The organism is Rhizobium sp. Leaf311 (assembly GCF_001423445.1).
Classification (GTDB): Bacteria; Pseudomonadota; Alphaproteobacteria; order Rhizobiales; family Rhizobiaceae; genus Agrobacterium.
Genome location: NZ_LMNZ01000024.1, coordinates 5221 through 29669, shown reverse-complemented (window position 1 = coordinate 29669; position 24449 = coordinate 5221). Strand labels below are relative to the sequence as shown.

Genomic DNA, 24449 nt, shown 5'->3' with positions numbered 1-24449 from the left:
CGAAGCCACTGATGAGCCTGTTCGGGAAGGAACACCCGCAGAAGATACCAACAGACTTCGTCAGGCTTTCAGACGACGGCGGGATACTGACTGAAACCGGGATGCTCACTTGGTACGACGCCCGGGCCCGGCATCCGACGCGTTCTGAATTCAGGCTTTACTATTACAACAATACGGTGACCGCGACGGCGCGCGAAGGCGACTTTCTTCTTATCGGGAAACGCTACAACGGTTCGACGCTGGTTTTGATGGCCCCGGGTTCGGGTTTGGCGGCGGCCAGAATTGCATGGTTGTTCGGGATTGAAGTCGAACCGGGGGCGGCATTCGCCGCTTTAAATCTCCACGAAGATGAGCGCTCGGCCATCGGACGAGGACTTGGAATAGATTTCGATGTCAACTCTCCGTGGGAAAGTGAGGTCGATCCGGTTCTAGAATTTGACAACGAACGCATGATACCCGCTATCCGGGAAGTGCAGCGGCTCGTTGGCGTAACTAGAGCGTCTGACATTGGCAATGAATGGCCCTCTGCTTTTGGGCAGTCTGAGGATGACGACGGACAATTACGGTCTTTGGCTGAAATAACGCGACTGCTCGGGGGGCTGCCATAATCAAGAGGGACTGGTTTAAGACTGTGAAAACCGCACTGGCCTCGGCTCTTGACCGTGACCACATCTTTTACAGTTGGCACATCTGTTAGTCGAAGGATTGTTTAGTCCTGTTTGCCAACTGTAAAGAAATACATGTCGACGACCCTCATTAGAGGAATCGGGGCACCAAGCCGCTGCTCCGTTATCCGGCGCGCTTCTTCATATTCGTCAGCGCGGCCAGCGATGTGCTGCTGAAGCGAAATGATGGATTTTTCGTTGAAGCGAGTGGGGATTTTTTCTGCTCGCGCACCGGCGACAAAATATCGGTCGTACGCCGGGACACACCCCAATGTGGCCAACATGATCTTGCTGGAAAGTGTGTCGGTTACATTGATAAGCCTGCCTCGTTGCGGGAGCGACCTGTAGTTATCAGCAATAGCATCCCTCACACGGAATACTTCTTTGATATCCGAAGGTCCATCGGCGTTTGAGTGCCGCAAACGCCTTGCTTCAGAGGTGCGGACGATATCCACTATAGGGAGATGTACAGTGAAATCATATTGCCTGAGAAAAGAAGAACCCCGCATCATTCCCCAACTGGCGAGGAAGAAGCCAAGGTTGAGAGCCAAGCTTTCGGGCGTCGAAGACGGATCGCCAAATGCTTCGTAGCAAAATCGCCAGCTGTTCAGGTTGGATTTCTGACGCTCGGCATCTCGCAGTCTTGGCTCGATGACGTTGGCGACGCGACTGCTTGTGTGGCTGAGTGTCATGTCAAACTCTTAAATTAGAAAACTGGACTATAGAGCAGTCGCTCAACGTTCCAAAAGCTCACGCACTGCTACCGTACTCAGGCTAAATTACAGGAAGCCGCCTGCTGATGTTCTTTGCGTACGTTTGTACACCTCGAAACGGTGTTCTTCAGGTTAGCGGTGAGCTTTGGTCAATGATATCGGGTGCACGAAGACTCGCGTGCACTCCGCTTTTGGGCAAATTCTAACAGGGACGTGATAGACTAGGCAGCTCTGTCGATATCGCCTTTATCTTTGAGCGCTCGCACCCGGCGGCGAATTTCCGTAAATACATGGAAGGCTTGGCCTCGGGCTGGATTGCTACGTTCGTGGGCCGTTCGTCCATTCTCCCGCGCACCATTACGGTCACTCGGGCTACCTTCGCGAACTAGATAGTTATCTTCAATCCAAACGCTAACCATTGCCGCAACCGGAATGCCAAGTATGACGAGGGCGATCACAACTGCTAACACTGCAGAAATTTGTTGCTCGCCGTTCGCTGAACCATAAATAAGTGCGGTAGAGCAAACCAAGCCGTTGATCCACAGAAGCGCTTGGCGAATTCGATCGTTGGATTTGTATCTTTCGATCCGGGCGTAGTAACGACGCGTTACGTCTCTGCGATAGTCATTAAGGTCTGTTGTAGACATTTTCGACCAGTGGACAGTATCAAGCATTACTCCCTTCTCCACTAAGCGCGGCACCTCTCGGCCCTCCGATCGGCGGAGTTGTGCAATTTGATCAACGGCTTCCTTCTCCCACCTTTCCAGCTTGTCTTCACGTGGTTGCCGGTGATTGGCAAATCCGCCCAACACAAAGCTGAGCGCCGCACCGAGCTGAAATACAGATATCCAATCTTGAAACATAAGGTTTTCCTAGTTGTGTCATTTTGAACCTGAACAACTAAGGGCACCGCATTTCAAGATGCTGAACTGGTTGATAAAAAATTTAATCATTTTCGATTTTTTCGTGCTATAGGCGAATTTAGTTGCATGGATATCATGTAAATTTTCCGAACGCGTCTCGCCTGCATTTAGACGCTGATCTTAATGCGACCACCGCCAAAAGTTGATTAGTCGGCAGGGCTGTAGAGTTGCCGTTCCGTAAGCGCTCTGCGTCGAAGTTTTCCTGCCTTCGCGAATGTATGGTTCTGGCTGAAGCTATGAAACGTGCACGCCTTGAAGGGATGTGAACGCAGGACCCGTAATCGAAAGTTAGTGAGACCCGAAGATTTGACGTATTATCAGAGAGTTGTTCGAAAGGTCGCCTACAGCATGAGGCCAGCAAAGAGCTCCACACCGTTAGCCGTCTTCTTGCAGGTGGTCGTCCATCGATTTTCGCCAAGATTTGGTCGCTGTTTCTATCAGGAACATACTCTCTTGGGCGGACTTGCCGCCTACATCTTCAATGTCACAGCGAAATCTTGATGGGCTCACCGGGAGTAGTTCGAACAGCAAGATTTCCTCTTAGAGCGTCCGCGTGTACCTATAACATCAACCGCCCCTCTGGTTACTTGCGGAAATAATTCTCGATATCCACCCGTGTCGGATCCGCGCAAGGTGATAGCTTTGTGCCGTCGGTCAAAGGAACCGCGACTGTTATTGGCTTTCGCGGCTTTCCGGTCTCTGTTTTCAGCCGGGCCGCGAGATTGTCGGAAGAGGGATCAAGCTTGCTTGGTCGTTCCGGTACCGTGAACGTCGGCTCGATTGTACCCGCGTTGAAACACTTTGCGATCGTGTTGCGCGACAGCCCGGTGCGTCGGCTGATCTCACGGACGACTGCTTCTCTCGCAACGCCATCCGACGGATGATGTCCCATGTGGATCAATCCGTTGCCCCCGTCGCTCACCGCTTTTGGGAAGGTTCGCATGGCTCAGATCTCAATGGAAATTATCTGCCTAACCGGCTCAGTTCTGTGCGGAAACCAACAACGAAATCCGCCCACACACATGAGTATAGACGTCTTGTCGAACTTCTCATAGAAACGCGGCGGGAGGCTAAACTGACGCAACAGCAGCTTGCCAACCGGCAAGCCGCAGTCCTATGTGGCGAAAGTGGAAAGTGCTGAACTGTGTATCGACGTAGTCGAATTTGCGAAGCTAGCCAAGGCCATGGACGAAAGCCCGACAGCATTGCTCGATAGGCTGCTTGCCGAGTTTGAAAAACTCGAAAGAGTGCAAGATTTTCCCTGACACGCTCTTTGTCGTCATCTTAATAGATAGATCGTCTTAAACTGAAGGAGACGATCAATGACCGACAAAGCACCTGAAATCATCACTCTCAAAGCCCTTTGCGCAGAACTGAAAATCGATCCAAAGGAAGCGCGGGAACGTCTTCGCGATGCTTTCCGTGATCAGAAGAAGTATCCCGAGTTAGCAAAGTCCCACAAACCTAAATCACCGTGGCAATGGGTTAAGGGGTCAGCAGGAGAGAAGGATGCAAGGGAACTGTTTATTCAGACCCCACCCAATAAATAGCCTGACGCTTTGAATATTGTTTAAGCTAAATTTCTCTGTCGTGCATTTATCACGGCAGAGTTGCTCTTGTTACTTCTCTAATGTTATTCTTTATTAGTCGTCCAAAATCATCTGCGGAGGGTTTTAGGGCCTACAAAGTCAGAGAAAGTCGCAAGTTGTTTCGCACCCTACCGATTGAAGCCTTTAGCAAAATTGATATTCTGACGAGGCCGTATATTGGAAAATTGCCGCCAGTAGACAGAAGTTTGCCAATTACTGGGAATGACGAAGCACAAACCGCACGTGATAACGTAAAAAATCTACTTTATTGCGAATTTGACCAAGGTTGGCCAATAGACGCTTTGTTTCGACTCTTGAAAATCGCTGAAGCTGCATTCTGCGCAAAAAGACTTCACGAGGATCAAATTCTGATTTTATCGGAGTTATGGGAAGCTGTTCGGGCGAGCGAAAGCGTTATTGAATTGTCGGATACGAAGCAATGGTCGCAAGCGTTCGATCAGATTATAATCTACATGCAGGGAAGCAGTTTTCGTCATGGTGTGAGAGTTTCTGATAGGGAGAGATTCCTGGGCGAAGCCTTAATTGCGCTTTCACGTAAGGGCTTTCCATTTCGAATTGACGGGAGAGGTGCGAGCCTAACTGAACGTTCTTACAACGCTATTTGCAATCTAATCGAAAAGAAAATCAAACGCGCTGGCGGAGAACATGTAGCTAACGCTATGTTAAACCTGATGAAAAAAGCAGGGCGCATTGAGGATGGCACTCTTCTACATGCTCGGATGCCTACGACCGTGTACGGTAAAAAGAGATCAGGCACACCATGGCATTATATTTATTCGCTGGCCGTAAAACATTTGGCCTCACCGCCAACCGCAAGCAATCCTGAACCCGTGTTGGAAGCCATGGAAGCGCTGGCGGTTGCGATGTCTGCGACATTAGATGTAGAGCCACACTCGTCATACGAAAACTTAAGCCTATCTCGAATGTCCTTAACTGGATTTATGTTTGAGACAGTAATCTACGATGAGTTGTTCGCCATTCCTCAGTGGCAACCAAAGATAAGCGCATCACTGTTAACGCTTTGGATTGATTCATTAGAGGCTGAAGGTTGCGAGTTTCCGATTGCTAGCGCTGCACACTGGAAATTCTTAGGCAAGCAGGTTCTGAAATGCGCTTCGGAATACAGATTATCCATCGCAGATGAGCGGATATTGAAGACAGCACAATCATCTAAGGAAGATTCAAAAGCGCTTCTCAAAGCTATCTCGTCACCTGCTTCCGGGGTCAATCAATCATATAAAACCCCCTCAGATACTCAGCATCGTTCGGCTACAAACTTTCCAATCTTACGTGCATCAGACAATCGCCTCCTAATTCAGCCCCGGGCTGTTGTCGGCCGAGCTTTTGTGGAGTGCATCTACTCAGAAATGCGAAAAGCTCAGGTCCCCGATCTTGAAAATATTATGGGTCGAGCGTTAGAGCGTTTGGCTCTTAAAATTTTTGAAAACGCAGGAATGCCGGTATCTGTTAGCGGCAAAAAATATCGGAATGCCATAAGGAACGAGATATTAGAAGCTGATCTAGTTTTCGAAACTGGTGAGAAAATTTTTTTAGTCGAGTGCACAAAGAAGCCTCTAACTAACCGCGCACGGAGCGGACATACGCTAGATGGGCTTCGGGACTTTAGCGGCAGTTTCCTGAAATTACTTCAACAACTCGCTCAGCATGAGGCACACCTTCGAAAAGTGGGAATGATCGAATTCGAAGACGGCCAAGTGGTCCGTTTAGGGGGACGTTCCGTGGAGAAGGTAGCATTAAACCTTTTCGATCATGGATCACTACAGAACCGCGATATGACGATGAGTTTCATTGAGGCCTTGTCCAATACTTACATGACTTCGAGCGTACCTGAAGCACAAAAGATCCTTACAGATGTCAATAAAAGACTTAAATTCGTAAACCGTGCGCTCAACGAAATTGTGTCCTCATATGCACCAGCAAACGAACGTGGTCTTTTTGATTTTGCTATGTCTACGTGGTGGCTAAGCGTCGACCAGTTGCATTATCTTGCGTTCAAAGAAGGGAATCTGTGGAAGACGATGGAGCGTATCAGACACATGACTGCCAGAAGCGGTGACATATTTTATGAAGTTAATCGAGTAATGAACATGAACGAAGTCGGAAAATCGATTTTCGATGTATGCAAAAAGATGAATAGCCGGGGCGTTTTATAACGCGCTGAAAATCACGCCGCACGAACTGCGGTAGTGCGTCAAAGAACCGTCATGCCGACGAAAACGAGGGAGTTGCTTTCAAATAAGTAACTTAAAAGTTGTGGGCATTGGCATGCAACATGGTGCCTACCCGACCCTGAGTGTATACTAAAGTTATTTAAGAGAGTCATTAAACACAGCGATCACCGACAAAATGACGTACATAGAGCGCCTTGTTCAAATCGGAGATAAGCTGGAAAGCGATCAGCTTTTACAGGATGGTGATAGAGTCACCATTTTGCTCGCTGAACCCGGTGCAGGTAAAACCGAACTCATGAAATCGCTGGCCGCGCATTTTGGTGTACAACGTATTCGCGCCAGTCAATTCCGCCATAAAACCAAATTCCCAGATAATCCTGTTCTAATAATCGATGGTGTTGATGAGGTCGCCAAGATCGATCAGTCCGCTGTTGATCAGCTAATTATCAAGGCGGAAGAACTAAACCCTGATAGAGTATTTTTTGCCAGTAGGTCAGCACAGTGGGAAAGCGCGCGGACGTTGGCTGTTAAGCAAGCTTTCGGCGTCGAGCCGCGAATAGCGTATTTGAAGCCCCTAAACCAAGATGAACAGCGTAAACTCTTCGAGACATACAAACCGCATGATAGCTACGCGAAATTCAACGACCGCTTAGCCAGCTTGGATGTCGGTCCTCTGCTTGGCAACCCCCAAATGCTGAAGATATTCGCGGATGCTTATACTCAAAACGGAGGAAATTTCGGAACAAGGCGGCAGGTATTCGCAGACGCTATTAAGCAGCTCGCGAGTGAACACAACCAAGAAGTCGTTCAGTCGGACAGAACCCCCACCCTAAAGTTGATAGAACATGCAGAAGAATTATTTGCCAAACTGCTTCTGAGCGGTGCGTCAGGCGTCACCTTGACAGAACGAAACGCCGACCGCGACTTCCCGTTCGTCTCGGCTTTGCTTAGCGCTGGTGGAGCTGTACCTGAAATCGTAAACACCGGATTGTTCAAACCGGCGGACGCTGAGGAGCAGCATGAACCAATTCACCGTATCATTGTCGAACATGCCGCTGCGCGCTATCTAACGCGACGAATTGAAACTCCATCAGACCGACTGTCACTTAGGCGCGTGATGTCGGTGATCGCACCTAACGACGTAGCGCGTGATGAGCTTCGTGGGTTGCTGGCTTGGATGGCCACAGAAGGCGGAGTTTCGGTCGAGCGTGCCGTGATCGACATTGATCCATACGCAATCATCTCGAATGGTGATCCATCTTTCCTTTGTGCATCATCGAAATCCCACCTGCTTAAAAAGCTTGCTGAAGTGGCCGACATCAATCCTCATTTCAGAGGAGCCGATGCGTGGCGCGAGTTCAGCGCAAGCGGCTTTTTCACCGATGACATTGGTGCCGATGTCGAAAAAATTCTGAAGGAAAAACCGACATCTGATGCCCTAAGCTCCCTATTGCTAGAACTTCTGAAAGGAACACCTGCAGCAGAGAAACTAACTGATCTTCTGGCTACGATTTTGCTCGATAGAAACGAGGGCCGATACCAGCGCAAACGCGCATTACGAGTGCTATTGGAAAATTCGAACTTTGAAAGCGTTACAGCGTTTGAAGCGCTATTAGCAGAAGCATCGCATCAGGCGCTGGAACTTGCATCTGAGCTGTTCGAGTTTTGCTACGCGAAACACCTTTCTTTGGACGACGGAAATCGATTGCTCCAGTCGATTTCGATAAACTGCTTTCAAAATGGTCCAGACAGCTATGATGAGCAAACGTCTCGATATTTCATTATTTCCCTCATTGGTCTCTTTGGTGCTGATGCATTGGTTTCGCTACTCGATAAGCTGAGCGATGGCCTGACATGCAACTGCGATAAACACGAGCTTCATAATTGTTACTGCCGATATGGCCGAAGCTATCTGATCGGAAAGTTGTTGGATCGCCTATTCGAACTTGGCGGGCAAAGGCCGAGCGCGGAACAACTCTGGCGTTGGCTTCAAAATGTTCGATATCCCTATGGGCGTTCCGGGAGGGATAGCGTTTCGGTTGCGGAGCTGCAAGCTGATGATGAACTTCGCCAAGCCGTTCATCGGCTTGCATTCCAGCATCTCGGTGATCGAGATTCGATATTTGATATGAAATTCGGGATGTTCTCCGGTCCGGGTCACTCAGGCCTTTCATTTAAAAGGATCGATCATGAGGCTCTTACTGACTTTGCCTTTGAGCATGACGACGATCTTCTGTGGTCGTGTTTCATTGAACACCATCGCCTATACGAAAAGGAAAATTTCCAGAATTCTTATCGCGCTCATATGCGGAAACAGGCTTTGGAAAAACCTGCCTTCTTAAGACGATGGACGCTGTCGCTGCGGGCATCGAATGAGCAATCCGCTCAATCAAGACCTCGCTTTTGGCGACGGTCGGCCCGAATACGTAAGCGGGATCGGGTGCAGAACGAAATCCGCCAAAAGAACCAGAACCATTTTGAAGAAAACCGATCTGAAATTGCATCAGGGCGTCATTGGGGATGGCTTGAGCTATTTGCGCGAAGCTATCTATTCGACAAAATAGATCGCTTGCCCGATATGGGCGACGACGAATTTCATATCCGAGCGCTCTGCAACAGCTTTGATTTCTTAAAGCCGCACATACCTCCACTCGAAAAAATCGCGACCGAACGCGGTACATTCACAATTGTTACCGTCGCTCATGCTGCCTGCCTAGCATATTATCGCCAGAATGGAACGCTGCGTGGGATTGATCGATCAATTCTTGAAACAGTGAGGACCAATGCTGACGTGTCCTACAGTGGCAGTAATGATGAGGATATCTCGACTTTCCGTGATGAGCTAGAATCAGAAATCTGGACCACTCCCGAGGATGTTGAAAACTTCGCCCGACGTTATCTTGAACCGCAGATCGCCAGCCCTGAGTTAGAGCATTCCAATGTTTATTGGCTCCTGCACAAACCGCAATTCGAGCCTCTACGCGAGAAGTTATGCTTAGCTTGGATGCAGAGCTATCCGCGTATGCATCTGAACAATATGAGAAGTCTATTCGACTTCGTATCTATCAGCTGTGATAACAGGTGGCTCGACGGGTATATCGACGAACGTCTCGCTGACCTAGATAACGCAAGCAGTGACGATAAGCAGGCCGAACGCTGGACAGTCGCCCATGACTTCTGGCGGCTTCGAAAATTCTTTATCTGCGAAACGCCTGACGAAGCCACCCTCACTTGGCTATCAGAGAGTAAAGAAAGACTTCTCGCGTTGGAAAGCGTAGCAAGCCGCTTAAATGGCGATGAGCATTCTTGTTGGAAGGAACTATCCGCAAAAAAAATCGGGGTCATTTTGACTACTTTCATTGATCTTTGGCCCAAGGTTCACCTTCCAAACCACTGGGGCACCGGCGATCCTCCAGAGCAAACTGCCTATCGATTCCTAACGGACATTGTGTGGGCTATCGGTCGTGATAAACCGATCAAGGCAATCCCTGTGCTCAAAAACCTTCTTGCTGATACACGCTTTGCCGATTTCACAATCTCCCTGAAGGCAACCAAGGCAAGTGCGCTGAAAAAGCAAGCGTTGGAGGGTTTCGAACCTCCCACGCCGGAAGACATTACGCAAATGCTCGACAATCAGAAAATTGCTTCTGTTGAGGATATGAGAGCGTTACTGATCGAAATATTTGAGGAAATTCAAGGCTGGTTGAATGGTTCAGAAACTGATCCGGTGAATCTGTTCTACGACAAACAGAGCGACAGCACTTTCATCCGAAAGGACGAAAACGGCACGACAAAAATCATTGCTGACCGCCTCAAGCAGCGCTGCGAAACGTTGGGCTTGAACGTGACCATTGAGCTGCATCAACGCGATAGCAATCGCACGGATATCGGCATTCTTTCCAATATTGCCGGGCAAAACGCTTTGCTGGTAATCGAAGCGAAAGGGCAATGGCACAGAGAACTCTACACTGCGGCAGCAGAGCAATTGGACGCACGCTATTCAATTCATCCAAGCGCTTCCCGACAGGGTATCTATCTGGTTTACTGGTTTGGAACGGATACAGACGTTGCAGGAGTAAAAAAACATGACGTTAAGTCTGCAAACGAGCTTCTACAGAAGGTTCTAGACAATATGCCGACCGAGTTGAAGGCTAGAATCAATGTCGTTGTTATCGACCTAACCCGATAACTCTCAGCTCATCGGCCGATCTTACAAACTGCAAGGTGGAAGGATGTTAGCCGCTCACCAAGAGAAGCTGCCAAGCGATACTCTCTGTACCACCAGTAACCGTACCCAAGCACTTGACACCCAGAATGGCACACAAGCGCGTTCGGCATTGAAATAGCAAAAGGCATTATTGCTGCAACACCTTGATCTTACTGAAGAAAAATGGTGCCCTGAGGCGGATTTTAACCACCGACACGCGGATTTTCAATCCTCCTTCATCCGAAGCTAAAGAACGCCCCACGCCCGAAACCTCCCCCTCCCCGTCATCTCTCTCAGCCCGAGTTCCAAAACGATCCGCCGCGCCGCTTGCGGCGTGACCTCGAGCGTCTTCGCCACCATACCGGCCGACACCAATGGCTTCGCCATCGCTAACTCAACCAGCTCCGGCAGTTTCGAAGACGTTCGTCTCCCCGCCAGTTTACGTTCCATCATCTGCCGAGCCAGCATCAGCCGGTCATGTTCTTTCATGCCGATCTCGGCGGCCGCGATTAGACCATGGGCAACGGCGAGCAGCCGGGTCTCGCGATCGCGATGTCGGCGCCGATCCACCGGGATGCTTCTGAGGCCGGTATTGACGGCGGCGAGATGGGCACCGGTGGTAACGCCGGCCTGGCGCAATATCGACGCGGCCAGCAGCCGACCGAGCCAGGGCGCGTGCTGAAGGACCGAAAGTTCGTTCCAGGCATCGAGGGCGATGATCGCCTGCAGCACCGCAGGCAGGTTTTCTGCCTGCCTTAGCACGCCGCGCCATTCGTCGAGCCGCGCGTCTTCGTCCCAGTCGAGATCATAGACGAGCGGATCTTTTTCGGCCCCGCCGCCGCGGTCGAGCCGTGTGGCGTTCGCGATCGCCGCCTCCGATCTAGCAAGCACCGCATCAATGGCAACATAGTCGACGCCGGGAAGGTTTTCGCCGCCGTCTGCCTCTTCCCCCTCCCCTACCGGATCGATCGCGACCGCCCGCCGGGTGGCACCGCCCGCCTCTGCTTCATCGGCGCCGATCGACGTCACTGGCTCCGTCTGCCGAAGCGTTCGAATGCCGTCGGCCGACAGTGCCCAGCCGGGAAGTTGGGCGGCGATGCGTCGGCGGGTGCGCAACACGTCGCGGGCGATGGTGAGTTCGTGGGTGGGTGTGCGGGTGTCGCGAAAGGCGTCGTGGAGGACGAGGTCTTCGAGATGGACAAGTTCGCCGTCGATCCACAGCGAGGCGCAGGCATCGGCGAAATTTTGTCGCTCGAGGAAGCCGGCGCCGACCGGCGAGCGTGCAATGCGCTCGTCGAGACGGGTAAGGGCGATACCGGCGCGGAATGCCGGTTCCATCAGGGCTCTCATGCCGATTTTTGTGAGATCGTAAGCCATTGAAATTATGGTAAATGATTTCCTATAGGAACTCTAGATGTATATTACAGTTCCTCACATGGTACGATTTTCGGTTGGGTTTATAACCATCGATAAGTACCTCTTATCAAGTCTTATGCGTACGTTCTGATTGTACGCTTTGATATCCCATGATATAGTCGCTCCCATCATGAACTCGGAGCTCACAATGCCCCAGACCAGCTACAAAATCAGTGAGGCTCGCAAGAATTTTGCGGAAGTCCTCGATCGCGCCAATCAGGGCGAGGAAATTGTCATTATGCGCGGCAACGAGGTCTATGCCCGGATTGGACCCGCTATCGATGGCAATAAACGTCCTTTTGGCCTTTTGCGCCATCGTGGCCTTCCCGACGACCTGTTCGATACTGTTGAGGCCGAGCAGGCTGCGATCGATGCGGGCGACTGGAACGACGAGGCCGGTGTCTGGCAGGGCAAGCCTGGCGAGACCGGGCAATGAAGGTTCTGCTCGATAGTCATGCGATCTATTGGTGGGCAATCGGTAGCAAAAGGCTTTCTGCACGGGCACGCGCACTGATCGAGGACAAGACGAATGTCGTTCTGGTCAGTGCCGTTTCGTTCTATGAGCTGGATAACAAGATGCGGCTGAAGAAGCTCGACCTGAAGCCACAGGAGTTGCGAGCAGCCGTGACAGGCAGTGGCCTGCAAACTCTTGCCATAACCGATATGCACGCCGAACTGGCAGCAAGCTTTGACTGGGACCATCGCGATCCCTGGGATCGCATTCTTGCAGCACAGACGAGACTGGAACATTGCGTGCTGATCTCAACCGATGTCGTGTTCGACACCGTGCTTCACGAACGGATCTGGTGAGGCATTGATGAAAGTGTTTGTCGGGATAGCAGAGGCGGCTGAACGGCTTGAGGATCTGATTGAGCGGGCGCGCCTTGGAGATGAGATCGTGATCTGTAGAGACGGGACGCCGACTGCCTCCTTGGCCCCGATCGATGAAAAAGAAAAGGCGATGGACAGGTTCCTGGCTCTTGCAGCTGAAGGTCGCAAGAACGTTCCAGTCGGGGCCACATCCAACCACGACGACTTTTATGATGAGCATGGATTGCCGATATGAGTGGTCTTGATCGCCGCTTGCGTGAGCTCGACACGATTGCAGCGGTCTTGCCGCTCGAACGCCGGGACGAACTTGCGGAGCTTTTGACCGATCAAGATATCGAAACGCTTCGACATCTGGTCAACGAGGGCATGGGGCCCAATACGCTGCGCGCGTTGACATCAGACCTTGCCTATCTGCAGGCCTGGTCCATTGCAGCAACCGGCGCCTCCCTCCCCTGGCCGGCACCTGAAGCTCTCCTGCTCAAATTCGTCGCCCATCATCTGTGGAATCCCGAAAAGCGTATCAGTGATATGGGTCATGGCATGCCACAGAACGTTGACCGGCTCTTGCGGGACCAGGGGTTTCTCAAATCGATTGGTCCCCACGCGCCCGACACGGTAAGGCGCAGGCTTGCCTCGTGGTCGACACTGACGAAATGGCGCGGCCATCAAGGGGTATTCTCTTCCCCTGCCCTCAAGCAGGCGATCCGGCTGGCGGTCAGAGCCACGCCGCGTCCACGAAAACGCAAAAGCGCCAAGGCCGTGACCGGTGACGTCCTCGCAAAGCTCCTTGCGACCTGTAGCACCGATAGCCTGCGTGACGTCCGTGACCGGGCAATTTTGATGGTGGCGTTTGCCTCCGGTGGTCGTCGGCGCAGCGAAATCGCTGGACTGCGCAAAGACCAATTGACCGTCGAGGGCCCGATTGCTGTCGACAACGCCCCTCCCCTCCCCTCGCTTTCGATCCATCTCGACCGGACAAAAACGTCCGGAAGTGAAAACGATGACGTTGTTTATCTAACGGGTCGACCAGTCGATGCATTGAATGCATGGATGACGGCCGCGCGCATCGATAGCGGAAGCATTTTCCGCAAGATCGATCGCTGGGGAAATCTGTCGAAACACGCTCTGGAGCCCAGCGCCATCAACGCGATCCTGAAACAGCGTGTGGTTATGGCCGGGCTGGAGCCGGGGGAGTTTTCCGCACACGGCCTGCGATCTGGATATCTGACAGAGGCAGCGAACCGTGGCATTCCCCTCCCCGAAGCGATGGAGCAATCACGCCATCGCTCGGTTCAGCAAGCTTCCAGCTACTATAACAATGCCACGCGGCGCAGCGGTCGCGCTGCAAGAATGCTGTGATGGAGAGGCTCGGAACTTAGCACATGACAATCTTGTTCAAAACCACGATCACTGAAGATCAGGCATTTGCAAAGATCGAGGCAGCGCTGAACACCGGCCGCGAATACGACGGCTATTTCAGTGTTGCGGACGATGATAGCGAGACGCCTTTGTCATGGGGACCCTCGATGAGTGCTGAAGAGTTTCTCGCAAAAGTGAGAGAAATGCTCGAAGTGACATGGCAAGCAGCCCGGTTTTGGGTTGTCTATGACCGTCGAGAGGATCGTGGAGATCCTGATGCCATCGCGATGCGCAATGCAGCGTTTCGTATCACTCGCGGCTACAACGGCGTCATCGTAGCTTCGTTAAGTCTTCTGGGACGGAAAGACGCCTTGGAAGATCTCGAACTGATTTTCGTCTGTTTCAGAGAAGATTTCCAACGACGCAACTTTAGAATTCGCTTTGAGAACAAACCCATTACACCCCAGTGATGGCCAATCAATTTTGCGCCAACACCGGACATCGCGGCTGGCGAAAAATTTCTCTATCCTGCGACGTTGCAAACGTCAGGAAGACAAGTGTCGCTTTAATTGGGCAGAGCGTCCGAAACTTCATGCGGCCTAATAATCCCGATTCGACCGTCATATGGTCTGTGGATCTGCGCCGATCATCCTCGAACTCGAAGCGCTCAGCACGATTGGCGCGGCTGTTACTTGACCGCACCATCGAGATAGAGATCTTCACCTCGTTGCAGCCGCGTGAAAGTGAAGTCGTCTTTTCTGAGAAAGCGGTCGAACCAGCCTAAAAGATCATCTGTGGTCGACGAGTTGCGATAGCCGACCAGCTTGACAGTCAGGGGAGCACTGAAGGCTATGTCAAAGGCCGTGTTGAACTGGGTGGTGCCTGAAAGCTGAACCAAAAACGTGCCGCCACCATGGTGACGCATGGAGATTTCCGCACGAGCGAAGAACTCGTCGCTGTAAGTGGAGATAAGGCCGGGGGCTTCCCACCAATCCTCCCCAGTCAAAGCGTTTGGAGTTCCTTCGCCTTGGAAGTCTACCCCAATTTCTTGGAGACTGCGATAATCACGATTCTCAAAGCGCTTCAGCGGAATTTTTAGCCACTGTGTATCCAAACCCGGGTTCAACCACTGCGAGACGTCATCCTCGGGTTCATTGTTGGGATCGAAGAAGAATTTCGGAGATTTCACTTCTAAATTCAGGCCGACGTAGTCCTCCTCCAGTTTCTGACCAGGCCAAGATCCACTTGTGGCTCGTAAGGTGATGCGCGGTTCCTGGACTTTAAGGTCGAGCGGATAGCTCTGATAAACAAGCTTAAAATGTCCCATGCAGTTCTCCGGTATGAAAACTCCTCGTCGATTCCTGAAGATAGCGGTTGATGTTATACTTTGCTATGACGCATCTTTCAGGAACGGACCGCTCGCAATTGCTGCCTCTGCCGGAGGCGGGGTATGATTACGTGGGGCAGGACAACCCGGTCTGTTTCATTGAGGCCTCCGTGGATGAGGGCAGTTTTGAGAAAAATGCTAAATGGAAGCTTGGTGGGAAACGTAAAGTGGCCGTTGGAGCGGGTGGGAGCGTAGTCGACAGATTCTGACTTCGATCTATTCCAAATTCGAGGCGCTTTTTGAGGTCAGTTCCGGCTGGGGGCGAAATGACACGTTAAGCGACGATGCGGCACCTGCCATCGCGGCTTTGCATCAAAGTATCAGCAGGGAGAATTCACTCCGTTTTGAGCCCGAAACTTCAGCATCTTTTCCCCCAGGTTGAGTTCGGTCCTCGCCGCCTTTCCTTTTTCGAACAGCAGCAGCTATGCCTGTTTCCCCATGCAGGCACTTCACAAAAGCTTTGCTGACAGGACCGTAGACGAACACATAGTGATGGAGAGGTGAACGGTGTCTCGGTTGCTACCGTGGGGGATAAATGCCTCTGCACGGGCGTGCCGACAACCTCATACAGCATATTTGCGGTTCTTCTATTTTCAGGATCAACGGTCGAAAAATATCTCGTATCAGCGATACTTGCTCCCATGGCGGCCGGTTGGTTCAAGGTGTACCATGGTTGAAATCTGGTCAGGCATTTCAGAAAGAAAGACTTTTTCCTTCAACGAACCGATTGGAATCAGACCGAACAACAGGATTTGGCTGCATGAAAGCGTCGCTGTAGACAGTTTCTTTTTTCCAAGCATAATTTTAACGCGCTAGAGCACGTTTGTTGAACGGGGTAAGAACAAGAGGGGGTAAGAGATGTTCGATACGCTGGCGCAAGCCCATCAAGTCATCGAGGAGAGCTTTGCCGCCAATATGGTCGAGATAGTGGCAGGCGCGCTGCGACCGGCTATGGTGTTTTCAGCGAAAAGTGACGACAAGCTCGGTGGCAGCCGGATCGGCGGTACGCCGGATCTGCCCAAGGTGATCGAGTGGCCGCAACGACCGGTTCCTAACAATATCGATGAGATTGCTCAACGCGCAGGCGAGCCTTTGGACGCAGATTTGCGCCAGCATCTTGCCGCGGGCCTGCCCTATGCCTTCATCGCGCAGGTCAATCTGACGGAGGCGGCGGGTCTGGGAGATGTGGCAAAGCCCCTGCCCGACGCTGGCCGACTGTTGTTCTTTTACGATTTGATCGCGGGCCCCTTCGACACGGGGGTACAGTCGGCCAAGGTGATCTGGGACCGCAGCCCGGCCGAGGAGCTTGCGCATGCCGCCATGCCGGATAGTCTTGTCACCGCCGCTTCTGCTTATCGCACGATGATCGACGACAGCAACCGGCAATACGGCATACAGAAGGACGCTCGCCCGGCCGGTGCGCCTTTCCCGGGCACACCCTATGGCGGTCCGGTCCGACCGATGGCGCTGAAGGTTGCGCTGCAACTGCCCTCCTTTTCCTGCCTCGAATTCCAGGCGTCCGGCCAGCTGGCCACGACCTATTCCGCTGATCGGGCGGTGATCGGCGGCACCCAGGCATTTAGCCAGGCCTATGACGACGTTTCCCATGGTGCTGAGCAGGAGAGTCTGCTCCTCGGCGTGCCGGTGCCTGAGCAGGACGATCCCCGTTACGACGCAGTCGTTGTCAGCGACTACAACGCGCAGTCTGTCTCCCATGACGACTGGGCGAAGCACAGGGACACGGTATTGGAAAAGGCAGATGACTGGCTGCTTCTGCTGCAGATCGATGTGCCCGGCTGGATGCAGGACAGTGGTGAGGGTACGGTCTATTTCCTGATCCGTGACAAGGATCTTCAAGACCGGGCGTTCGAGCGTGTCGTCACCGTCTACCAGCAAACCTGAGGGCGGGTGATGCGTCGCCTCCCTTTTGCAGGCCCCGTAGTCAGGCTAACATTTCGGGCAAAACTCGGAAGTTTCTCAGGTGACGCATGCTAGTACACATGAGGATAGGACAAACTAAGCTTGGAGCGCCATCGCTCGGTGCATCAGGCGTCGAGTTGCTGCACTAACGCTGCACGACGGAGTGGACGTGCGGCGAGAATTCCGTGAGGAAAAGCTCAAGCCATCGATTCCTCACTCGACCGGTGCGATCAGGTAGACCGTAGATCTTTTGCCGCTTCGACCATCACGAGCACGTTGAATCCTTCCCGGACATGAAACCCGTCTTCAGCTAGCAACGCATTGCCATGCGCGTCCATAAACCACTTCGCGGTGTCGTGATCGTAGAACTCCGCAACAGCAGCTTCGACCTTTGCTTTCGCCTCGGTTAGAACGTCGCGCTTTTCCAGCCTTCTTGTGTTGATCTGCACGAGCTTCCGTTTGGCAGGCTTGCCTGCATCGGAAACGAACACCGAGAGCCTGCTACCGTGGTAATATTTAACGCGGACCCGTAACCGCTTTGGACGGGCTTTATCGAATTGATCGTTGATCGCCTGGATGCGGGCTTCAATTTCGTCAGCTGTGAGATGGGTTTCGGGCATCACGTCGCTGACTGGGATGAGATCGTCAGCAAAATGCTCGTGCGCCACTTCCGCCGCATGTTGGGCGTAGGCAAGATGCGTCACGGGCAGAGCCGCAAGCCACTTGCGCCGCTGGGCGATAGCCATGGATTTGGCTGCCAGCTCACCGAACTTCGACACGGTAAAGTTCTCGCGCTTCTGGCCGTCATTGGTCATGAGTGTGGCCTGCCAGGCGTCGCCCTCGCGGGTCTCGATCCGGCGTACCCCGGAAATGCCACTCTGGTTGTTCTTGCGCAGGAGAACGGCCTGCTCGTGATTGGTGGCGGGCGGTATGGCTTCGATGATGGAATCGCGATAGGCACGGGCCGCCTCGTAGGCAGCTTCATCGCAGCCGTAAACACTGTCCTTGAACAGGCGCACAATTCTGTGGCCGCGTCGTCTCAGGCTGACCCACCAGCCAGCACCGCGACGCTCATTGGCATCCTCGCGTTTCAGTCCATAGTTATCTGCATCGTGCTTCGTCTGCGGGCTGTGTGCCTTCCTGCGGCTACTCCCTGCCCCACTGCCCATATCCACCAGCGCCATCACCGTGTCCCTGACCTCAACCTCTCCCGCAGATTAGTCGGCAGATTACGGCGAGTTTGGGATGCCACGCGAACATTATAGGCTCCCGGTTGCAAATATGGCCGTGGCTCCTTGCTTTTGCCACAATGATTGATTGCATTCCATGCAGATTTTGACAGCTGATTGATATTTAATCGATCCGATCACCGGGGTTCCCCATGACCGACCAGCCATCGTCCGCCGATTTCATCCAGGCCAGCCGTGTTCTCAAGGTCAAGTCGCCGCTCGGCGAGGACCAATTGCTGCCGGAACGGATGGTCATCACCGAGGGCGTATCACACCTTTTCGAGATACAGTTGAGTGTCCGCGCCAAGAAGGAAGCGGTGAAGGCGGAAGAACTGATCGGTCGATTGCTGGATGTGTCGATCGAAGTGCAACAGGGTGATGGTGGAAGCGGCATTCGCCGCCCCTTTAATGGCCTGGTGACAGACCTTCTTGAGGGGTCGCCGATCACTCGAGGCTTGCGTTCCTACGCCATGATCATCCGCCCGCAAATGTGGTTGCTATCGCGTCGTTCCGATTGCCGTATCTGGATGGACAAGACCTCGGTGGATATCGTTGAAACGCTGTTTTCCGAACACGGCATCCCAGCACCGGATACGTCAGGCGTGATCAAAGCTCCGCCTGCACAAAGCTACAGTGTCCAATACAACGAGACCGATTTATCCTATCTTCTCAGACGTTTAGAGGAAGATGGGTTGTTCTACTGGTTCAGCCACGAGGATGGTTCCCACAAGCTGCATGTGGCCGATACTGCCAATGGCTGGCTTGGACCATCACCTTCTGCACAGGGTGAAAGCAGAGTGAGATTGGCACAGGGCTCGTCGGATCGAAACCACATTAACGACTGGGCCCGTCGCTTTTCCTATGTGCCGGGCCAGCGCGCTGGTGCCGACTGGAATTTCGAAACACCGGGCATGGTGCCAGGCAATATGACACCGTCACTGGTGCAGATGCCGGATGCGACCAAGCGCGAGCTTTACGAATATCCCGCCCGCATCAAGACAGTAGAAGAGGCCGAGCGCGCCCAGAAGCTGCGGGCGCAATCGATCGAGGCCGACCACGACCGCGTCTTTGGCGGATCGACCTCTCGTATTCTCGAAGCCGGTCGTCGCTTTACGCCCTACGAGGTCGCACATCCCGAACATGAATACGAAGAGCATGTGATCATCAAGGCGAGCCACACCATTGTGGACCGCTCCTATGAGACCAACAGCAACGAGCCAGAATACCGCAACCAATTCGAGGCCATTCCCGCCCGCGTACCCCTCACTCCGCATCGCACGACCAAGCGCCCGAAAATCGAGGGCACGCAGGTGGCCATTGTTGCCGGTCCTGAGGGCGAAGAAATCCATCCGGATCAATACGGTCGCATCAAGCTGTGGTTTCCATGGGACCGCAAGGCGAAGAAAGATGGGACGGATACATGCTGGGTGCGAGTTAGTCAGGCATGGGGCGGCGGTACGTGGGGTGCGCAGGTCATTCCACGCATCGGCATGGAGGTGATGGTTGCCTTTGTGGACGGCGATCCTGACCGACCTTTGGTGACAGGTGTCGTCAACAACCCGAAAAATTCGGTCCCCTACGATCTCCCTGCCAACAAGACCCGCATGGTTCTGCGTTCCAATACGCACAAGGGCGACGGCTTCAACGAAATTACCTTCGAGGACGAAGCGGGCAAGGAGAACCAGTTCTTCCACGCCCAGAAGGACCAGACCACTCGCGTCCTGAACGACCGTACCAAGCGCATCGATCGCCATGAGGTGGCCTCTGTCGGTGGCAACCGTGCCGTCGAAGTCTCAGGCAACCAGAAGCATGAGATTGGTGGATCGGTAAACACCGTGGTCGGCGGGACAGGCCCGATGGCCATGATGGCCATGGCAGGCGTTCAGGCGCTATCTGGTCAGACGGCAGGGTTTCTCAGTCAAGCCGCCCAGATTGCTGGTGGAGGAGGTCCAGGCGTGGCAGCCTTCGCCACGTCACTCGCGTCATCGGCACTTGGCTTCCTCGGCGCTGGCGGCATGTCGTCACGCGAGGGTGTGGTCTCAGGCCCCAGCCCGCGTTCCGATGCAGGCACGGCGCTTGCTTATTCCGGTACGGGTGTTGGAACCGATGCTTCCAGTCTCTTCCCTCTTTCTGGCATCATGAACACGATCATCGGGTCGTTTCAATCGACGTCTGTGGGGGTCGCACAAACTGAGCAGATCGGCGTCAGCAAGGTTTCCAACGTTGGGCAAACCTCGCTTGAGAACATTGGAAAATTCAAAAAAACGATAGTTGGAGAAGAGTTTGTCATCGAATGCGGTGCATCGAAATTTATCATGCGCAAAGATGGGACGGTCATCATCCTTGGTACGAATTTCAACTTCACTGCTTCAGGTCCCACGCAGATCAATGGCGTCGTGGTTGATCTGAACAAGCCGGGCGGCGGTTTCTCCGAGGCCGGTCCTACGTCTGCGGATTCATCGGCGAAGGGTTGACGTGTCATGTCTGTGGACAATCGTACACCGTTCCCTGCACTTGCGTTCCGGCAATACAATATGGTCGGCGACCTCATGGGTGTCGTCGTCGCGAGAGGGACATTCAAACTCACCAACGGCGGCCCTCTGCAACTGGCAGACAAGCAACAACCTCTTGTCATGTCCGATGTTTACGATGGTGATCCTCACCAGACCCCGCAGATGGCTTGTACAGACCTTGCACCCTTCAAACCCGGCACCGACGTTACCTTCGTAGGTGCTACCTTCCCCCCGAACGGCGAGCCCTCATCATCATGGACCTGCGGCCTGCGGGTTGGCCCCGTCGAAAAACGCCTGCGTGTTCACGGCCCCCGCCTTTGGCGTGCAAAAATGCGTAAAACTTGGCGGGGGCTGATAGATCGCCAACAAGAAGATGCTTTAGAAGGTTGGGAGCTGACCGTAGGCGAACCAGTGTCCTATGTGCCCCTAGACTGGCGGCTGGCGTTTGGGGGGTACCTGGAAGACGAAGCCATCGAAGAAAATCCTATTGGTGTCGGCCTTGTGGATGAAGCACTCTTCAGAGAACGGCATGAATGGCCTGCACCGCAAATCGAACATGAAGCCCAGCCAATCCGTACCGTCACCGACAGACCGAAACCCGCCGGCATAGCTCCGATCTCTCCGTTTTGGAAAGAACGTGCGGAGCTTGCGGGGACATACGATGATGAATGGCTTCAGAACCGCCACCCTCTTCTACCACCCGATTTTGACTTTGCCTTCTGGCAGGCCGCCCCACGAGATCAAATTTCTGATCCATGGTTATCGGGCGACGAGCCTTTTGAGCTCAACAGGCTCTTGCCCCAATTTGAAAACCTCAAAGGCTCTCTGCCTAAAGTAGCTCTGAAAGTCGACATTGATCAAGGCAACGGTGTTCAAGTCGCTCAAATGGTGCTCGATGGTGTTCATTTCGATATGAGACCAAGCGTAGGGCGAGTGTTCCTTACGTGGCGAACGGCCTTTCCTTGGCCAGCCAGAAGAGGTCTACCTCGCTTATCGTTTGTAGATCGAGTGGAAACGGTCTGATGGTTGAAATCACGGTCAGTGCAAATTCACGAACCCATCAAAATGTAACGCAGCAGGCCTTTAGCACCGGAGCTATTGAACGCAACGGTCTTGTTGCGGACCAGCCGGTCATATGGAATCGCGGCGGCAACTATTTCTATCAGTTCAAAGACCCTTTGGATTACGATTCCGTCCATGAATTCAATGACGCTGAATTGGAAAAGAAGCTTCGTGAGGAGGAAGAGTTAAAGTCAACGCAGCCACCACCGACAACAGCTGATCCACATCCACCTGAACTTGTGCCTGATGATGGTGAAACGTTTGCTATCGCCACATCACCAGACGTTTGCCGCTCTCCAGAAAAGCCAATTCCGTATATGGCTTGGGGAAAGGCCGACGACAAAACCAATTACTCGCCTAACGTTCGATCGAATGGTCTTGTCATCAAACGGCAAGATTCAAAATTTTTCCGTTGCTATGGCGATGAACCGGGAGTGGGCAAAGGTGTAAAGTCCGGTACTGTCGAGGATGTTGTCGAGCCGGTTTCGTCGTCCGCGATAGTGCGCGCTAATGGTATCCCGGTGCAGCGTCATGCTGACAAATGCACGCTCAATAATGGCAATTGCCCCGGTGAATATGTTCATGTGAAGTCTACGGAAGTTCATTCTCCACCAGATGGAAATGATGAGCAGAACCGTGGCGGTTTTGGGAGGGCCTGGGACGGGTTCTATAATAACTCTGACGAAGCCCAGCTAGCAGGCGGAGCCCTTAAAAAAGGCGAAGAATATTGGAATGACCCATCGCGGATCGGCTCTGATTTACAGTCGGCCTGGGATTCCAGACCATCAGTCGACGATGTCACGTCCTTTGGAAAAAACGTTGGTCAAGGAGTTGCCAATACCGCAGACTATGTTTGGAATAACCCCGGGCAGTCTGCGGAAAATGTTGCTACGTGGACCGGAGATGCGCTTAAGGGTTTGTGGACCGGTGTAACCGACGCCTACGATAAAGGGGGCGTGCCACAGGCGGGAGGCCACTTAGCCGCCGTTGCCGTTGGTGTAATAAACCCGTTCAGAAAAGCAAAAACTGCTGGCGAAGCAATAGAAGCGCTTGAAGATGTCACGAAAGCAGAACGTCGCGCCAAAGAGGCAGAGGAAGCCGCACGGAAAGCTAGAGAGGCAAAGAAGGCTGAGGAAGAGGCCGCCAAAGCGACAGAAAATGGAGACGGGGGTACAAGGAGCACACGCAGAGGCGTTCGGAATCCATGCCTGCACTTGGCGAAGGGGGATGCGTCGGGGACAGGACCCTATCGTGGAGGCTCTTACGGCGGAACGAAGGGCGTTGGTGCTCTTGACATGGAGTCGAACCATATGCCTCCAAAGTCAGTCTCGCCCTTAGGCGAACTTCCAAGTCCGTCCATGCAGATGGACAAAATTGATCACCGAAAAGCTATGTCCACCGGCTCGAGTTTCGAAGCACAGGAGTGGAGGGAACTTCAGCAAGAATTAATCAGTGAGGGAAGGTACAGGGATGCATTGGCGATGGATATACGGGACGTTCGGCGACTAGCAGCTGAGAACGGAGATCTAAGAAAATACAATGAAGGTGTCAGAGAGCTTCTCAAGTATTATAAGTGCCTGGTAGCAAACGGCTGGTTGCCCGGCAAATGAGGACATAGATATGGAATGGGAAATTGAATCTTTTGTAGGAATGGGACCGTTGCGTTTTGGTATGCAGCCACATGAAACGAGTGCCATTTTAGGACCGCCAGATAATACAAGGAAGGGCATCCGTAGTGGTGCTTTTTCGGAATTTCGTGCGGTACAAAAGCCAATATTAAGGTACAGGGAAGGGTCTCTAAGTGAAATTGAAGCATTTTATGATGTTCCAAATGTCTCGTTCAGAGGCATCAGAATATTTGAGGAGCGCGGTATAGATGTCTTAAGGAAGCTTGAAATTATGAATGGCTCAGCCTTGATCTCAGTCGGGATCGTTTTGTTTGGTAATCTCGGGATATCAGTTGGACGTCTAGATGAGAAGGTTCGCGAGCAACATTCAATAACTGCCTTTGCGCAGGGGTTGTGGGATGAAAAGATGCGAAAGCTTGACAATATTTCTTTTCTCTAATGCAAAACAACATTGAATTTTGTAACTACACCTTATCGATGGCAGTTGATTTGCAGCCACAAATCCGACTTTCGGTCGTCTTGGACGAGCGGAAACGCCCGGCTTGCCGGCCTTTCAGGCAGATCTCGGTGAGGGCCGGCGGGATCGTTGCGGCTATCAATGCCACGATGAGCGGCCCTTCCCTCTCGAGCGAGCGCGGTTTTTTCTGCAGTTTCTGCCTCGGGCAGTGCTTCTCGCCCTTCCCCTCCCCCGAATCCCTAGTGTCCGGCACGCCGCCGCAGATGGTTGACGAAGCGCGTTTTAAGCTGGGTGCGGCCGGATGCCCATTCTACACCGGATTTCGAGTCTAGCAGAG

At 52.8% G+C, this 24449-nt stretch carries 21 protein-coding genes; 15 read left to right on the top strand and 6 right to left on the bottom strand.

Annotated elements, in window-relative coordinates; all coding sequences use genetic code 11:
* Positions 1-11 precede the first annotated feature (11 nt).
* Positions 12-608 carry a hypothetical protein gene (locus ASF69_RS21490; protein ID WP_156462151.1) on the top strand — a complete coding sequence of 199 codons (597 nt, stop codon included), beginning with the start codon at positions 12-14 and terminating at the stop codon, positions 606-608.
* Between the two features lie 101 nt (positions 609-709).
* On the opposite strand, the gene ASF69_RS21485 is transcribed toward ASF69_RS21490, so the two are convergent.
* From ASF69_RS21485 to ASF69_RS23665, 3 genes are all read right to left on the bottom strand, one after another.
* A complete protein-coding gene (locus tag ASF69_RS21485; RefSeq protein WP_062590512.1) occupies positions 710-1357 on the bottom strand; it encodes a hypothetical protein in 648 nt (215 codons plus the stop codon).
* A 242-nt stretch (positions 1358-1599) separates the two neighbouring features.
* Positions 1600-2241: a hypothetical protein gene (locus ASF69_RS21480; RefSeq protein WP_062590510.1), complete on the bottom strand. Its 642-nt coding sequence runs from the start codon at positions 2239-2241 to the stop codon at positions 1600-1602.
* Positions 2242-2884: 643 nt separating this feature from the next.
* Complete coding sequence (locus ASF69_RS23665) at positions 2885-3193, bottom strand: hypothetical protein (protein ID WP_244475549.1); 309 nt, start codon at positions 3191-3193, stop codon at positions 2885-2887.
* A 226-nt stretch (positions 3194-3419) separates the two neighbouring features.
* Between ASF69_RS23665 and ASF69_RS23210 the strand changes: the two genes are divergently transcribed.
* From ASF69_RS23210 to ASF69_RS21460, 4 genes are all read left to right on the top strand, one after another.
* The gene (locus ASF69_RS23210) at positions 3420-3566 is read left to right on the top strand and encodes a hypothetical protein (RefSeq protein ID WP_156462150.1); all 147 of its coding nucleotides are present in this window, start codon (positions 3420-3422) and stop codon (positions 3564-3566) included.
* A gap of 57 nt (positions 3567-3623) precedes the next feature.
* Positions 3624-3851 (top strand): hypothetical protein, encoded by a 228-nt coding sequence (locus tag ASF69_RS21470; protein ID WP_062590507.1) that lies wholly within the window; start codon positions 3624-3626, stop codon positions 3849-3851.
* 155 nt (positions 3852-4006) lie between these two features.
* Complete coding sequence (locus ASF69_RS21465) at positions 4007-6085, top strand: hypothetical protein (protein ID WP_156462149.1); 2079 nt, start codon at positions 4007-4009, stop codon at positions 6083-6085.
* Between the two features lie 193 nt (positions 6086-6278).
* On the top strand, positions 6279-10292 hold the full coding sequence (locus tag ASF69_RS21460; protein WP_062590503.1) for a hypothetical protein: 4014 nt from the start codon (positions 6279-6281) through the stop codon (positions 10290-10292).
* Positions 10293-10556: 264 nt separating this feature from the next.
* On the opposite strand, the gene ASF69_RS21455 is transcribed toward ASF69_RS21460, so the two are convergent.
* Positions 10557-11687 (bottom strand): RHE_PE00001 family protein, encoded by a 1131-nt coding sequence (locus tag ASF69_RS21455; protein WP_062590501.1) that lies wholly within the window; start codon positions 11685-11687, stop codon positions 10557-10559.
* A 187-nt stretch (positions 11688-11874) separates the two neighbouring features.
* Here ASF69_RS21455 and ASF69_RS21450 point away from each other — a divergent pair, with 187 nt between their 5' ends.
* Genes ASF69_RS21450 through ASF69_RS21430 form a run of 5 tightly spaced genes read left to right on the top strand, consistent with a single transcriptional unit; the run spans position 11875 to position 14386 of the window.
* Positions 11875-12162 (top strand): type II toxin-antitoxin system prevent-host-death family antitoxin, encoded by a 288-nt coding sequence (locus tag ASF69_RS21450; protein WP_062590499.1) that lies wholly within the window; start codon positions 11875-11877, stop codon positions 12160-12162.
* A complete protein-coding gene (locus tag ASF69_RS21445; RefSeq protein WP_062590496.1) occupies positions 12159-12536 on the top strand; it encodes a type II toxin-antitoxin system VapC family toxin in 378 nt (125 codons plus the stop codon). Before ASF69_RS21450 ends, ASF69_RS21445 begins: the two co-directional genes overlap by 4 nt.
* A 7-nt stretch (positions 12537-12543) precedes the next feature.
* Positions 12544-12792 carry a type II toxin-antitoxin system prevent-host-death family antitoxin gene (locus ASF69_RS21440; RefSeq protein WP_062590494.1) on the top strand — a complete coding sequence of 83 codons (249 nt, stop codon included), beginning with the start codon at positions 12544-12546 and terminating at the stop codon, positions 12790-12792.
* On the top strand, positions 12789-13916 hold the full coding sequence (locus ASF69_RS21435) for a tyrosine-type recombinase/integrase (RefSeq protein ID WP_062590493.1): 1128 nt from the start codon (positions 12789-12791) through the stop codon (positions 13914-13916). The genes ASF69_RS21440 and ASF69_RS21435 overlap by 4 nt, the downstream gene beginning before the upstream one ends.
* A 23-nt stretch (positions 13917-13939) precedes the next feature.
* Positions 13940-14386, top strand: a complete 447-nt coding sequence (locus tag ASF69_RS21430) for a hypothetical protein (RefSeq protein WP_062590490.1) — start codon at positions 13940-13942, stop codon at positions 14384-14386.
* A gap of 218 nt (positions 14387-14604) precedes the next feature.
* Here the strand turns inward: ASF69_RS21430 and ASF69_RS21425 are convergent, their stop codons facing one another.
* Positions 14605-15243, bottom strand: a complete 639-nt coding sequence (locus ASF69_RS21425) for a hypothetical protein (protein WP_062590487.1) — start codon at positions 15241-15243, stop codon at positions 14605-14607.
* A 918-nt stretch (positions 15244-16161) separates the two neighbouring features.
* Here ASF69_RS21425 and ASF69_RS21415 point away from each other — a divergent pair.
* Positions 16162-17205 carry a DUF1963 domain-containing protein gene (locus ASF69_RS21415; RefSeq protein ID WP_062590482.1) on the top strand — a complete coding sequence of 348 codons (1044 nt, stop codon included), beginning with the start codon at positions 16162-16164 and terminating at the stop codon, positions 17203-17205.
* A 248-nt stretch (positions 17206-17453) separates the two neighbouring features.
* On the opposite strand, the gene ASF69_RS21410 is transcribed toward ASF69_RS21415, so the two are convergent.
* Positions 17454-18407, bottom strand: coding sequence for a hypothetical protein (locus ASF69_RS21410; RefSeq protein ID WP_244475548.1), 954 nt, complete (start codon positions 18405-18407; stop codon positions 17454-17456).
* A 197-nt stretch (positions 18408-18604) separates the two neighbouring features.
* On the opposite strand from ASF69_RS21410, the gene tssI reads away from it, so the two are divergent.
* The 4 genes from tssI to ASF69_RS21390 are packed head-to-tail and all read left to right on the top strand — an operon-like array spanning position 18605 to position 24094.
* Positions 18605-20926: a type VI secretion system tip protein TssI/VgrG gene (tssI, locus tag ASF69_RS21405; protein ID WP_062590480.1), complete on the top strand. Its 2322-nt coding sequence runs from the start codon at positions 18605-18607 to the stop codon at positions 20924-20926.
* Positions 20927-20932: 6 nt separating this feature from the next.
* Positions 20933-21988, top strand: coding sequence for a DUF2169 domain-containing protein (locus tag ASF69_RS21400; protein ID WP_062590478.1), 1056 nt, complete (start codon positions 20933-20935; stop codon positions 21986-21988).
* On the top strand, positions 21988-23637 hold the full coding sequence (locus ASF69_RS21395) for a DUF4150 domain-containing protein (RefSeq protein ID WP_062590476.1): 1650 nt from the start codon (positions 21988-21990) through the stop codon (positions 23635-23637). The genes ASF69_RS21400 and ASF69_RS21395 overlap by 1 nt, the downstream gene beginning before the upstream one ends.
* Positions 23638-23647: 10 nt before the next feature.
* A complete protein-coding gene (locus ASF69_RS21390) occupies positions 23648-24094 on the top strand; it encodes a hypothetical protein (protein ID WP_062590474.1) in 447 nt (148 codons plus the stop codon).
* The last annotated feature ends 355 nt before the right edge of the window (positions 24095-24449 follow it).